This window comes from Enterobacter sp. 940_PEND, from assembly GCF_001059415.1.
GTDB lineage: Bacteria > Pseudomonadota > Gammaproteobacteria > Enterobacterales > Enterobacteriaceae > Enterobacter > Enterobacter cloacae_M.
Genome location: NZ_JUMS01000006.1, coordinates 124,033 through 137,721, shown reverse-complemented (window position 1 = coordinate 137,721; position 13,689 = coordinate 124,033). Strand labels below are relative to the sequence as shown.

Annotated in this window: 11 protein-coding genes and 1 tRNA gene; 8 read left to right on the top strand and 4 right to left on the bottom strand. The window is 57.0% G+C overall.

Annotated elements, in window-relative coordinates; genetic code table 11:
• The first annotated feature begins 66 nt into the window (after positions 1-66).
• The 5 genes from apbE to mgtE all read left to right on the top strand — a co-directional run bounded on the left by apbE (position 67) and on the right by mgtE (position 6,207).
• A complete protein-coding gene (apbE, locus tag ADJ24_RS01940) occupies positions 67-1,122 on the top strand; it encodes an FAD:protein FMN transferase ApbE (protein WP_023312507.1) in 1,056 nt (351 codons plus the stop codon).
• A 72-nt stretch (positions 1,123-1,194) separates the two neighbouring features.
• Entirely contained in the window at positions 1,195-2,253 is a 1,059-nt protein-coding gene (gene ada, locus ADJ24_RS01935; RefSeq protein ID WP_023312506.1) for a bifunctional DNA-binding transcriptional regulator/O6-methylguanine-DNA methyltransferase Ada, read from the top strand.
• Positions 2,253-2,909 (top strand): DNA oxidative demethylase AlkB, encoded by a 657-nt coding sequence (alkB, locus tag ADJ24_RS01930; RefSeq protein ID WP_023312505.1) that lies wholly within the window; start codon positions 2,253-2,255, stop codon positions 2,907-2,909. Before ada ends, alkB begins: the two co-directional genes overlap by 1 nt.
• 69 nt (positions 2,910-2,978) lie before the next feature.
• Positions 2,979-4,622 carry a multidrug ABC transporter permease/ATP-binding protein gene (locus ADJ24_RS01925; protein ID WP_032668521.1) on the top strand — a complete coding sequence of 548 codons (1,644 nt, stop codon included), beginning with the start codon at positions 2,979-2,981 and terminating at the stop codon, positions 4,620-4,622.
• 148 nt (positions 4,623-4,770) lie between these two features.
• A complete protein-coding gene (gene mgtE, locus ADJ24_RS01920) occupies positions 4,771-6,207 on the top strand; it encodes a magnesium transporter (RefSeq protein WP_023312503.1) in 1,437 nt (478 codons plus the stop codon).
• Here mgtE and ADJ24_RS01915 read toward each other — a convergent pair.
• Positions 6,170-7,459, bottom strand: a complete 1,290-nt coding sequence (locus tag ADJ24_RS01915) for a SulP family inorganic anion transporter (RefSeq protein ID WP_023312502.1) — start codon at positions 7,457-7,459, stop codon at positions 6,170-6,172. The genes mgtE and ADJ24_RS01915 overlap by 38 nt on opposite strands.
• A gap of 187 nt (positions 7,460-7,646) precedes the next feature.
• Between ADJ24_RS01915 and mqo the strand changes: the two genes are divergently transcribed.
• Entirely contained in the window at positions 7,647-9,296 is a 1,650-nt protein-coding gene (gene mqo / locus ADJ24_RS01910) for a malate dehydrogenase (quinone) (RefSeq protein WP_023312501.1), read from the top strand.
• A 135-nt stretch (positions 9,297-9,431) separates the two neighbouring features.
• Here the strand turns inward: mqo and eco are convergent, their stop codons facing one another.
• Positions 9,432-9,935, bottom strand: coding sequence for a serine protease inhibitor ecotin (gene eco / locus ADJ24_RS01905; protein ID WP_023312500.1), 504 nt, complete (start codon positions 9,933-9,935; stop codon positions 9,432-9,434).
• Positions 9,936-10,144: 209 nt separating this feature from the next.
• Between eco and ADJ24_RS01900 the strand changes: the two genes are divergently transcribed.
• On the top strand, positions 10,145-10,405 hold the full coding sequence (locus tag ADJ24_RS01900; protein WP_008500962.1) for a DUF2534 family protein: 261 nt from the start codon (positions 10,145-10,147) through the stop codon (positions 10,403-10,405).
• Positions 10,406-10,542: 137 nt separating this feature from the next.
• Positions 10,543-11,730 (top strand): MFS transporter, encoded by a 1,188-nt coding sequence (locus ADJ24_RS01895; protein ID WP_023312499.1) that lies wholly within the window; start codon positions 10,543-10,545, stop codon positions 11,728-11,730.
• 36 nt (positions 11,731-11,766) lie between these two features.
• Here ADJ24_RS01895 and ADJ24_RS01890 read toward each other — a convergent pair.
• Together ADJ24_RS01890 and yejM are read right to left on the bottom strand one after the other, a co-directional pair.
• Positions 11,767-11,843: transfer RNA gene (locus tag ADJ24_RS01890), tRNA-Pro, on the bottom strand.
• A gap of 72 nt (positions 11,844-11,915) precedes the next feature.
• Positions 11,916-13,676, bottom strand: a complete 1,761-nt coding sequence (gene yejM / locus ADJ24_RS01885) for an LPS biosynthesis-modulating metalloenzyme YejM (protein ID WP_023312498.1) — start codon at positions 13,674-13,676, stop codon at positions 11,916-11,918.
• Positions 13,677-13,689 lie beyond the last annotated feature (13 nt).

The following is a 13,689-nucleotide window of genomic DNA, read 5'->3' as shown; positions in this document are numbered from 1 at the left end:
TCGCAGATTCGAACAACTCACCCGTTTTGGTGTACTCTTGCCGCCCTGGCATGAGGATAATAATGAATGGATATGACTTTTTTACGCGCCAGCTTTCTGGCTATGCTTTTTTTCCTGACCGCGTGTGACGATTCCGCGCCCGTGGCGAAAGCCGACGCACCCGCCGCGACGGTGCTCGAAGGCAAAACGATGGGCACCTTCTGGCGCGTCAGCGTGATGAACCTCGATAAAACACGCACAGATGAGCTACGCGGCAAAATCCAGTCTCAGCTGGATGCCGACGATCAGCTGCTCTCAACCTATAAAAATGACTCGGCGCTGATGCGCTTTAACCTCTCCACCAGCACCTCCCTGTGGCCGGTGAGCGAGGCGATGGCCGATATCGTGACCGAATCTATACGCGTGGGTTATAAAACCAACGGCGCGATGGATGTGACCGTCGGACCCCTGGTAAACCTCTGGGGATTTGGACCTAACAAACAGCCGGTGACCACGCCCGAACAGGCGGCCATTGATGACGCCCGCGCCCGGACAGGGCTGCAGCATCTGACGGTGATCAATCAGTACGGACAACAGTACCTGCAAAAGGATATCCCCGATCTGTTTGTCGATCTGTCGACGGTAGGGGAAGGCTATGCGGCGGATCATCTTGCAGCGCTGATGGCCCAGGAAGGCATTTCCCGCTATCTGGTCTCCGTGGGCGGCGCGCTAGTCAGCCGGGGGATGAACGCCAGCGATAAGCCGTGGCGCGTAGCGATTCAAAAGCCGACCGATCGGCAAAATGCCGTACAGGCGATAGTGGATATCAACGGACATGGCATCAGTACCTCCGGGAGCTATCGTAACTATTACGAGCTTGACGGGAAGCGTATTTCGCATGTTATCGATCCGCAGACCGGCCGTCCCATCACGCATAACCTGGTCTCGGTGACGGTCATCGCCCCAACGGCGCTGGAAGCGGATGCCTGGGATACTGGCTTAATGGTTCTCGGCCCGGAAAAAGCCAAAGAGGTGGTTCGCCAGGAAGGGCTGGCGGTTTATATGATCACCAAAGAGGGCGACGGGTTCAAAACCTGGAGCTCGCCGCAGTTCAATAGCTTCCTGGTGCGCGACAAAAATTAAAAAGCAAGGTTGCGGGTTTTTTATCAGTGGCACTCAGGCAGGCTCTATGTATGCTTACAAGAGGAGCCGATAATGAGAAACTCAACCTTTATTACCGATGAGGATCGCTGGCAGGCCGTGCTGGCCCGCGATCCGCTCGCTGACGAACAGTTTGTCTTCGCCGTGCAGACGACGGGTATTTTCTGCCGCCCGTCATGCCGCGCCCGCCACGCGCTGCGTAAAAACGTCCGCTTTTATCCCGATGCCCACCATGCCGTTCAGGCAGGGTTTCGCCCGTGCAAGCGCTGCATGCCGGACAAACGCGATCCGCAGGCGCAGAAGCTGGCAAAAGTGGAACACGCCTGCCGTCTTCTGGAGCAGGATCCCACGCTAACCCTGGAGGGGCTGGCGCAGCAGGTCGCCATGAGTCCTTTCCATTTCCACCGTCTGTTTAAGTCCGTGACCGGCATGACGCCAAAGGCCTGGCAGCAGGCGGCGCGAGGCCAGCGCCTGCGCACCGCGCTTGCACAGGGAGACAAAGTTACCGACGCCGTGCTGGCGGCGGGGTTTCCCGACAGCAGCAGCTATTATCGCAAAGCCAACGATGCCCTGGGCATGACGGCGAAGCAGTACCGCAAAGGGGATGCGGCAGTGCGTTATGCCATCAGCGACTGCTCGTTAGGACGCTGTCTGGTTGCGGAAAGCGAGCGGGGGATCTGCGCGATCCTGCTGGGTGACAGCGATGAAGAATTAGCCGAAGAGCTTGCCGCGCATTTTCCAAAAGCAGCGCATGCGCCGCTGGAAGAGGATTTCGCACAGCGGATCCAGCAGGTGATTGCCAGTATTGATAACCGCGATGTACCACTTGCGCTGCCGCTGGATATTCGCGGAACCGCGTTCCAGCAGCGCGTCTGGCAGGCCCTTCGCAACATTCCCTGCGGCGAAACGGCAAGTTACCGGCAGGTGGCTCAGGCGATTGGCCAGCCCAGTGCGGTACGCGCCGTTGCCGGAGCCTGTGCGGCAAACACGCTGGCGATTGTGATCCCCTGTCATCGCGTGGTTCGGAACGACGGCGCGCTGTCGGGTTACCGTTGGGGCTCGGCGCGAAAGGCGCTATTACTGAAACGTGAGGCGAAACGCCAGGAGGGATAATGCTCGATCTTTTTGCGGATGCTGAACCCTGGCAGGAGCCGCTTGCTCCGGGAGCGGTGATCCTGCGCCGTTTTGCACTCTCCCGTGCGGCGGCGCTTCTTGCCGGTATCGACGAGGTGACGGCGGTTTCGCCATTTCGCCATATGGTGACGCCGGGCGGCTACACCATGTCGGTGGCCATGGCCAACTGCGGCGAACTGGGCTGGGCGACGAACGAGCGGGGCTATCTGTATGCTCCGAACGATCCCGCTACCGGCCAGCCGTGGCCCCCGATGCCCGCGATTTTTCAGTCTCTCTGCCACGAGGCCGCCGTGGCAGCGCAGTATCCTGACTTCCGGCCAGATGCCTGCCTGATCAACCGCTACGCCGTTGGCGCGAAGCTCTCGCTGCATCAGGACAAGGATGAACCCGATCTTCGCGCGCCTATCGTCTCGGTATCGTTAGGTTTGCCTGCCGTCTTCCAGTTTGGGGGATTACGCCGCAACGACCCGCTCAAGCGCATTATGCTGGAACATGGCGATGTGGTGGTGTGGGGCAGGGAGTCGCGGCTTTATTATCACGGCATTCAGCCGCTGAAGCCCGGGATCCACCCGCTCACGGGCGAGTACCGTTTTAACCTGACCTTCCGTCAGGCGGGGCACAGTAAACTAAAATAAGAATTATTCTTGATGTACACGCAGGGCAGTTTACACTGCTGGCTGATTTTTATTGTCCGGATTGCCTGCATGCAACTACTTCTCCTCGTCTGGCGTCAGTATCGCTGGCCCTTCATCGCAGTAATGGCGTTAAGCCTTGCCAGCGCCGCGCTGGGGATTGGCCTGATCGCGTTTATTAACGTGCGGTTGATTGAAATGACCGACACTTCGCTCTCCGTTCTGCCGGAGTTTCTCGGCCTGCTGCTCCTGCTGATGGCGGTTACGCTCGGTTCCCAGCTGGCGCTGACCACACTCGGGCACCATTTCGTTTTCCGTTTGCGCAGTGAGTTTATCAAGCGGATCCTCGATACTCAGGTAGAGCGCGTTGAGCAGCTCGGCAGCGCTTCCCTGCTGGCGGGGCTGACCAGCGACGTGCGCGCCATTACCATCGCGTTCGTTCGTCTGCCGGAGCTGGTGCAGGGGATCATTCTGACCTTTGGTTCGGCCGCCTATCTCGCCTGGCTCTCCAGCAAAATGCTGGCGGTGACCGCGCTGTGGATTGTCATTACCATCTGGGGCGGCTTTATGCTGGTGTCGCGCGTCTATAAACACATGGCGGTACTGCGCGAAACCGAAGATAAGCTTTATAACGATTACCAGACGGTGCTGGAAGGGCGCAAAGAGCTCACCCTGAACCGCGAGCGCGCCGAGCATATCTTTAATCATCTCTATATCCCGGACGCGCGCGAATACCGTCATCATATTATTCGCGCCGATACCTTCCACCTGAGCGCGGTGAACTGGTCAAACATCATGATGCTGGGCGCCATTGGCCTGGTATTCTGGATGGCGAATGGCCTGGGCTGGGCGGACACCAACGTCGCGGCAACCTACTCGCTGACGCTGCTGTTTTTGCGCACGCCGCTGCTCTCAGCGGTCGGTGCGCTGCCCACCCTGCTGAGTGCGCAGGTGGCATTTAATAAGCTCAAAAAATTCGATCTCGCGCCGTTCAAGGCCGAATTCCCACGCCCGCAGGCCTTCCCGAACTGGCAGACGCTGGAGCTGCGTAACGTGACGTTCCGCTATCAGGACAGCGCTTTCTCCGTGGGACCGGTCAACCTGACGATCCGCCGCGGTGAACTGCTGTTCCTCATCGGCGGTAACGGCAGCGGTAAATCTACGCTGGCGATGTTGCTGACCGGACTCTATCAGCCGCAGTCGGGCGAGATTTTGCTGGACGGCAAGGCGCTAAGCGCGGAGAAGCCCGAGGATTACCGCAAGCTTTTCTCGGCGGTGTTCACCGACGTCTGGCTGTTCGATCGGCTGCTGGGGCCGGAAGGGCAACAGGCCAATCCGGCGCTGGTGGAAAAATGGCTGGCGCAGCTGCAGATGTCGCACAAGCTGGAACTTCAGGACGGTAAAATTCTCAATCTGAAGCTTTCCAAAGGGCAGAAAAAGCGCGTGGCGCTGCTGCTGGCGCTGGCGGAAGAGCGTGACATCATCCTGCTGGACGAGTGGGCTGCGGATCAGGACCCGCATTTCCGCCGCGAGTTTTATCAGGTGCTGCTGCCGCTGATGCAGGAGATGGGCAAAACCATTTTCGCCATCAGCCACGACGATCACTACTTCATTCATGCTGACCGCCTGCTGGAGATGCGTGACGGCAAGCTGAGCGAGCTGACCGGTGAAGAGCGAGATGCGGCCTCGCGTGACGCGGTGGCGCGTACGGCCTGATGCCCTCACCCTAACCCTCTCCCACAGGGAGAGGGGATAGATCGTGGCCGTAATGCCGCTTTTTTCTCCATCCCGTCCCGTTGTTTATTCTTATTTACATATCCCCGCGCTATGCTTAACCCCAACTCATTTAATGGATTTATGATTGATGTCGGTATTAAAGAAAAACAGCGCCAGACAGCGTGACCAGGAGCGCGCGCGACTCATCTGGCTTCTCACGACCGATAAAGCGGTCACTTCTACGCTTTTAGGCAAACTCACCCTGGCTGAGCAATATGATGTCGGCACCCTGGCCGACGATATTGCTGAGGTAGGTGCGCTGGTTGCTCATTTACCCCCGCCGGATCTGGCGGATACCCTTGAGGCGCTTCCCTCGGAAGAGCGCCACGCCCTGTGGCGTCTGGTGCAAGATCACGAGCGCGGGCAGGTGCTGCTTGAGGCCTCCGAAAACGTCTGGGACGACCTGATCGACGAGATGAGCGACCGGGATATTCTCGACGCGGTGCAAACCCTGGATATCGACGAGCAGATTTACCTCGTTCAGCACCTGCCGCGAAACCTGACCGGCCGCCTGCTGGCGTCACTGCCTGCGGAGGAGCGGGCGCGCGTGCGTCAGGTGATGCACTACGAGAAAAACAGCGTCGGCGCGATCATGGAGTTCGGCGTTATCACGGTGCGCCCGGACGTGACGCTCGGTACCGTGCAGCGCTATCTGCGTCGCCTGGGCAAAATGCCGGACAACACCGATAAACTGTTTGTCACCTCCCGGGATAAAACCCTGCTTGGCGAACTTGAGCTGAAAACCATCCTGCTCAACAGCACCCAGCGGAAGGTGAGCGAGGTGATGGAAAACGAGCCGATGGTCTTCTCCCCGGAAGACGATGCGGAGAAAGCGGCGCGTACCTTCGAGCGTGACGACCTGGTGAGTGCCGCCGTCGTGGATTCCGTCGGCAAACTGATGGGGCGTCTGACCATCGATGAGATCGTTGACGTGGTCTATGAAGAAACCGACAACGACCTGCGCGCGCTCGGCGGGATCAGCGCCGAAGATGATGTCCATGCCTCCGTCGGCAAGGCGGTAAAAACGCGCTGGGCGTGGCTGGCCATTAACCTGTGCACCGCGTTTATCGCCTCCCGCGTGATCGACGGGTTTGAACACACCATTTCGCAGCTGGTGGCGCTGGCCTCGCTGATGCCGATTGTGGCCGGAATCGGCGGCAACACCGGAAACCAGACCATCACCATGATCGTCCGCGCGCTGGCGCTGGAAAACATTCAGCCAGGTAACTTTTCGTGGCTCATTTTTAGAGAGATGGGCGTCGCGCTAATTAACGGCCTGGTGTGGGGCGGGATTATGGGCGGCATCACCTGGTGGCTGTACGACGATATGGCCCTGGGCGGCGTGATGATGCTGGCGATGGTGCTGAACCTGCTGGTAGCGTCGATAATGGGCGTGATTATCCCGCTGACGATGACCAAACTGGGCCGCGACCCCGCGGTGGGGTCGAGCGTGATGATCACCGCCATCACCGATACCGGCGGTTTCTTTATTTTTCTTGGGCTGGCGACGATTTTTCTGCTTTAAGCCGACGCTTAATGCGGGCGGGGAGGAGTGCCATGACGATAATCCCGCCCAGCACGCCAATCGCCAGATTGCCGGTTGATACCGTGGCGGCTACGGTGACCAGCATGACGACCGTTTCTGCAATCGGGGCCGTTTTCACCGTGGCTGGCTGAAGGCTGTGCCAGCTGAAGGTTTTGACGGCAACAATTGCCATAATACCCGCCAGCACCGCCATCGGGATTTTGGCCATCACGTCGCTGAGCGCCGTCACCAGGATCAGCAGCACAATGCCCGCCGCAAAGGTTGAAATGCGGCTTCGACCTTTCCCCATCTCCACGTTGACGATGGTTTGTCCGATCATCGCGCAGCCTGCAATTCCGCCATAAAATCCGGCCAGAATATTACCCACGCCCAGCCCGATGCTCTCACGGCGCTTGCTCGACGGCGTTGCGGTCAGCTCATCCACCAGCTTTGCCGTCAGCAGGGATTCCAGCAGGCCGACAAACGCGATGCTCAGCGCGCACGGCCAGATAATGCTCAGCGTCTGCACATTGAGCGGGACCAGCAGCTCGGTAAGACCCGGCAAACCGCCGCTCATGGAGCCTTCATCGCCCACGGTCGGCAGGATTTGACCGGTTGAAACGGTAAACAAGGTAAGCACAACAATCGCAATCAGCGGGGAAGGGATGCTTTTGATATAGCGCGGCACCCACAGCACGATCAGCAGCGTCAGGACGAACAGGCCCACAATCAGAGGGCTTCGGCTCCAGAAATGCGGTACCTGAGCGAAGAAGATCAAAATGCCCAGGGCGTTAACAAACCCGGTCATGACCGACTGGGGAATAAAGCGCATCAGCCTTGCCATGCCCAGCACGCCAAACAGAATCTGAATCACGCCAGCCATCAGCACGGCGGGAAGAATGTACTGTACGCCGTGCTGATGCACCATCGGGCCAATGACCAGCGCCACGGACCCGGCCGCTGCCGTGACCATCGCCGGACGGCCCCCGAGTACAGACAGGGCAAGACATAGCACCACGGAGGCGATCAGGCTGACCTTCGGGTCAACGCCCGCCACCACCGAAAATGAGATAACCTCGGGGATCAGCGCCAGGGCGGTAATCACGCCTGCCAGCGTTTCACGCGTCAGCCGCTTTGGGGAACGCAGCACGTTGGCTACGCGGTCTTCGGGGGATACAGCAGAATGGGGTAAGGACATAACAGTTCGCTGGTTAGGGCAGGCTTCCGTGCGCGCGATCACAAAACGCAACATACTAGCCAGTAAAACCGCGCTTTACCAGACGCATCGATAATTCCTCACAAACAATCCATCATTAAATTTCACAATTACAATAATTTCGTAACCTTTAAACAATATTTAAAAGTTGTTACCGTGCCCCCGCAGCTTTTTTCACCTGCAATTTCCACGCATCAAGCACTTTTACACTAAGGCATAAATTATGAAAAAAATGACTGCCATGCTCTTTTCTCTGGCCGTGGGGCTTAACACCGTCTCCATGGCGGCGAAAGCTGACGCACCAAAAGAGCAGGAAACGGACGTCCTTTTAATTGGTGGCGGTATCATGAGCGCCACGCTGGGAACCTATCTGCAAGAACTGCAGCCTGACTGGTCTATGACCATGGTCGAGCGCCTTGATGGCGTGGCGCAGGAGAGTTCGAACGGATGGAATAACGCCGGTACCGGACATTCGGCACTCATGGAACTGAACTATACGCCGCAGAAAAAGGACGGTTCCATTAGTATCGAGAAGGCGGTAGAGATCAACGAAGCATTCCAGGTTTCTCGCCAGTTCTGGTCTCATCAGGTCAACAGCGGCGTGATGCACGACCCGCACTCTTTCATCAACACCGTGCCGCACATGAGCTTTGTGTGGGGAGAGCAGAACGTCAACTTCCTGCGCGCGCGCTACGCCGCTCTGCAGCAGAGCACGCTGTTCCGCGGGATGAAATACTCTGAAGACCACGCGCAGATTAAAGAGTGGGCTCCGCTGGTCATGGAAGGTCGTGACCCGAACCAGAAAGTGGCGGCGACCCGTACCGAAATTGGTACCGACGTTAACTACGGTGAAATTACCCGTCAGCTGGTGACGTCTCTGAAGAAAAAAGAGAACTTCAACCTGCAGCTCAGCACCGAAGTGCGCGGTTTCAAGCGCAACGCGGATAACAGCTGGAGCGTGACCGTTGCCGATCTGAAAAACAACGAAGCCGAGCACGTCATTAAGGCGAAGTTTGTCTTTATCGGTGCGGGCGGCGCGGCGCTGAAGCTGCTGCAGGAGTCCGGTATTCCTGAAGCGGACGACTACGCGGGCTTCCCGGTGGGCGGCCAGTTCCTCGTGTCAGAAAACCCGGAAGTGGTGAACCGTCATCTGGCAAAAGTGTACGGCCAGGCTTCCGTTGGCGCACCGCCGATGTCTGTTCCGCACATCGACACCCGTATGCTTGACGGCAAACGCGTGGTGCTGTTTGGGCCGTTCGCGACCTTCTCCACAAAGTTCCTGAAAAATGGCTCCCTGTGGGATCTGCTCAGCGCCACGACCACCTCTAACGTCAAGCCGATGATGGACGTGGGTCTGGATAACTTCGACCTGGTGAAATACCTGATCAGCCAGGTGATGCTCTCTGACGACGACCGCTTCGAGGCGCTGAAAGAGTACTATCCGCAGGCGAAGAAAGAAGACTGGCGTCTGTGGCAGGCGGGTCAGCGCGTACAGATCATCAAGCGCGATCCGAAAGAGGGTGGCGTGCTGCGTCTGGGTACCGAAGTGGTAAGCGATAAGGATGGCACCATTGCCGCGCTGCTGGGTGCGTCGCCGGGCGCGTCTACCGCTGCGCCAATCATGCTGCACCTGATGGAAAAAGTGTTTAAAGACAAAGTCGCCAGCCCGGAATGGCAGGCGAAGCTGAAAACCATTATTCCATCCTACGGCACGAAGCTGAACGGCAACGTGAGCGCGACGGAGCAGGAGCTGGAATACACCAGCCGCGTACTGCAGCTGCAGTACATCAAACCGCAGGCTGCGGATGCTGCGCCAAAAGCGGAGCTGAATCCTCAGCCGGAAAACAAACCGGTTGCGGATATCGCGCTGTAAGGTAAAAGCAAAACGGTAACATCCGTTACCGTTTTTAGTGTTTTCTCCCTCTCCCGGTGAGAGAGAGTTGGGGTGAGGGCACCAGAGCGCACCCTTTCCGGGTCGGGTAAGGCGAAGCCGCCACCCGACTTATTTTTAACGTACTACGGCTTGTCCGATGTTCTCATCAGCCTTCCAGATGCGATATTTCACTTCTACGTTTTCAGGCGTATAGACCACGATCGGCAGCTTGCTGTTGTAGCGCAGCAGACTGTTGTCACCCAGATACGCCGTTACAAATTTCTTCTCTTTCTTGCCGTCCGGGCAGGCCATCATGGTGGAGACCGGAGAGGTCACTTTGTCAAAGACGTAATAGTCGTAACCCCAGCCTTCCAGGGTTTTGCTTTCCAGCTGACCGCCCAGACGGTGCTGGTTGCAGTCCACTTCCAGCGTCTTGCCAATTAACAGTTCCACTTTAAAGTTCGCTTCATCCTGCTGAACCGGCAGCTGAATCACCTGACGCTTCATCCCTTTGTCCGCCTGCGGGTACGGAGCCACTTTTTCCAGCGGCTGCTCTTTTGGAGTTTCGCTGGCGAAAACGCTGCTGCTGACGCATGCGGCTGCAATGAGGGCGATGGCAAATTTAGGTGCGTTTTTCATTGTCATTCCTTTATGTCAAAACGATCCTGCGCAGGTTAACATAACAACGATGAATGAACGGTGTTATTTACTTACATTTTCACTATGGGTAGCGTTATGCGCTTTTAATTTGCCTGTTTAGTGGTTGTTTATGCTGGTGTGGAGTCAGGTGTCAGTTCGTGTTATTTTAGCCCCTATATATTGTTATTCATCTGTAAAAGGGAAGAGAGATGGTTCGTGCAAAACTGAAAACGCCTGAAGGCCGCAAGTTCCTCCTGGCGCTGCTGGTCGTATTTATGATTGCTGCCGCGTGCGTGGGGCGGGCAACCATTGTTGGCGTTATCGAACAGTACAATATCCCCCTCTCTGCCTGGACAACCAGCATGTATGTCCTGCAGTCGGCGATGATCTTCGTCTACAGCCTGGTGTTCACCGTTCTGCTGGCCATCCCGCTGGGCATTTTCTTCCTGGGCGGACGTGAGAAGCATTAAGCGCTGACTCGCAATAGCTAAGCCATCCTGCCGGATGGCTTTTTTATGGTCTCATCCCACTCTCCTCAGGTTTTTTTAATCCGCGATATCCTATCCTGTAAGCATTCAGGCAACTGTTTTTAAAGCAGGAGCGGTAGATGCGTTCCAGATTTCCAGTGCTCAGCCAGATCCCCAAAGGCGTCTGGGTTGTGGGGGGCGTCAGTATGCTGATGGATATCTCGTCAGAGAGTATTCACAGCCTGCTGCCACTTTTTATGATGACCACCCTCGGTACGAGCGTGCTGTTAATCGGCCTGATTGAAGGGCTGGCGGAGGCCACTGCGCTTTTTATTAAGGTCTTTTCGGGGGCGATCAGCGACTACCTGGGTCAACGTAAGGGGCTGGCCCTGTTAGGGTATGGCCTGGGGGCCCTAAGCAAACCCCTTTTCGCATTAGCGTCCTCTTCCGGGATGGTTTTAGGCGCACGTCTCATGGACCGTACGGGGAAGGGAATACGGGGCGCCCCGCGGGATGCGCTGGTTGCAGACGTCACGCCGCCGGAAATGCGTGGTGCGGCATATGGCCTGCGTCAGTCAATGGATACCACAGGCGCATTTCTTGGCCCATTACTGGCCGTAAGCTTAATGCTGTTGCTGGACAATGATTTTCGCACTGTTTTCTGGATAGCTCTTATCCCCGGGCTGCTTTCAGTTGCCTTGCTCTATTTCGGCCTTCAGGAGCCGAAAACTCCCCTCGAACATAAACGTACTAATCCCATTAAACGAGAGAATTTAAGGCGGCTGGGTAAAGCGTGCTGGTGGGTGATTGGCCTTGGTGCGGTGTTCACGCTTGCCCGGTTTAGCGAGGCTTTTCTCGTCCTTCGTGCGCAGCAGTCGGGCGTTCCTCTGGCCCTTATTCCGCTGGTGATGGTGGTCATGAACGTACTCTATTCCCTCTCGGCTTACCCTTTTGGCAAACTTTCTGATGGCATGAGCCACACCCGACTTCTGCAGTGGGGGCTAATGGTGCTGATTGGCGCAGATGTTGTTCTGGCGCTGAGCAGCCACTGGATGGGAGTCATTTTAGGCGTTGCGCTTTGGGGAATACATATGGGTATGACCCAGGGATTACTGGCGGCAATGATCGCTAAAACCGCACCGCGCGATCTGCGCGGCACGGCTTTCGGTATTTTTAGTCTGGTAAGCGGCGTGGGATTATTAATCGCCAGCGTGGGAGCCGGCGCGATATGGGAAACGTTTGGCGCGGAATATACGTTTTATGCCGGAGCGGTGATTTGTCTGGCTACGCTTGTGTATCTGCGCAAAACGCCGGACGAGGCGAAATAAAAAAACCAGCCATCAGGCTGGTTTTCAGTGTGTTTTTGGTCGGCACGAGAGGATTTGAACCTCCGACCCCCGACACCCCATGACGGTGCGCTACCAGGCTGCGCTACGTGCCGACGCATAAAAAGAATACTACTCGATTCCGTTTTGAATGCAAGGGAATCTGTCGCTAACTGGTTTATTATTAATCAGTTAGCGATGAAGCGCTTCTCATCCGTCAGGACCTGAAGCAGCAGGCTCAGCTGCGGTTTCTGATCTTTCAGCCGTTCACCCTGCAGATTATACGTCTGATAATTCCCGTTGCTGTTCAGCACCAGCGTCAGCTTCGGCGTGGTCACCACCAGCGTATTATTCCCCGCTGCCGTCACCCAGCTGTGGCGGCGCGCGGCGCTGAAGAGATCCTGCCCCTGCGAATACTCGTTTGCTGGCGTGCTGACGTGCAGCAGGCGTTGCATCAGGGTTGTCATCACATCTTTATGCTCGGTGAGCATATTGATGCGCTGCGCCGGTGTGCCTGGCCAGTGGATCACCAGCGGAACCTGCAGATTCGGGCGAGACCAGCTCATACTCTTCGTCTCGTCACCTAAAGGCACGCCATGGCCCGCGGTCACGATCACCACGGTATTGTCCAGCTTGCCCGACTCGCGAAGCGCATCAAGCACGCGGCCTATCTGAGCATCAACATCGCCAGCCGCGCGACCGTAGCGGCGCGCAAAGTCACTCTTATTGCTGTCAGCAAGCGTTGTGCCGTTAAAGGCAACCCATGAGAACCAGCGGTTATCTTCCTGGGCGTAGCGCTGCAGCCAGTTTATCCATTGGCTGGCGGTCTGCGCATCGGACTGTTTTTGCGCCGTCGGCAATGAGAAATCGGACAGCAGCGCCTGGCGGTAGAGCGGGCTGTTAAAGCCATCGGAGGAGAACAACCCTAACTGATAGCCTTGCTGATTCAGCCCGGTGATCAGCGCCGCAGGCGTGCGGGTAGACAGTACGCCGTCCATGTAGCCAGCTGAAATGCCATAGAAGAGGCCAAAGATGCCCGCATCGGCGGTGTTACCGGAGCTCATATGCTGAGTAAACGAGACGTTCTGACTCGCGAAAGCGGCCAGTGCAGGCATCTGCTTCTCGAAACGGGAATAGTTCAGGCCATCGACGGTGATCAGCAGGACGTTTTGTCCGCGCCCCATATCGCGGTAGTTCAGGTCGCTCAGAGGATACTGAACGCTGACGGCTTCCGGGTTACCCTGCTCGATAAGACGGCGCTGGTACTCCTGCGCATCAAGCAGGCCGTGTTTCTCGAGGAAGCGACGGGCCGTCATCGGGTACGAGAGCGGCAGGTTCGCGCGCTGCATGGTAATAGGGCGATAGAAGTTCGCATCCGCCCAGATATACATGATGTGCGAACTGATAAAGGAGACGAAAAAGAGCGCGGCGACGGGCTTCGCATAATGGCGTCGCCGGGTCAGGCTGCGGAGCTTTTGCCAGCTCCAGGTAGCGAACAGCATCTCAATCAACAGGATCACCGGGACGCTGATAAACATCAGCTGCCAGTCACGGGCCGTTTCGTTCTGGTCGGGGTTAATCACCAGTTCCCAGACGATGGGGTTGAGGTGCAGGTGGAAGCGGGTGAACACTTCACTGTCGATAAGCAGCAGCGTCATCCCGACCGTCGCAAGGATGGCGGACAAGAACCTCATCAGACGCTGCGACATGACGATAAACGTCAGGGGGAACAGGATCAGCAGATAGGTGGCGAAAACCAAAAAGCTAAAGTGACCCACAACGCTCATCCAGGAGTAGATACGCCCGGTTAGCGTTGTTGGCCAGTCTGCGACAAACAGATAACGACAGCCAATGACCGTCGCCAGCAGAATGTTGAACAGGGCAAACCAGTGCCCCCAGCTGACCATCTGGGAGACTTTTTCACGGTAGCGCTGACGATTCGTCACCATAAACTGTTGTTCG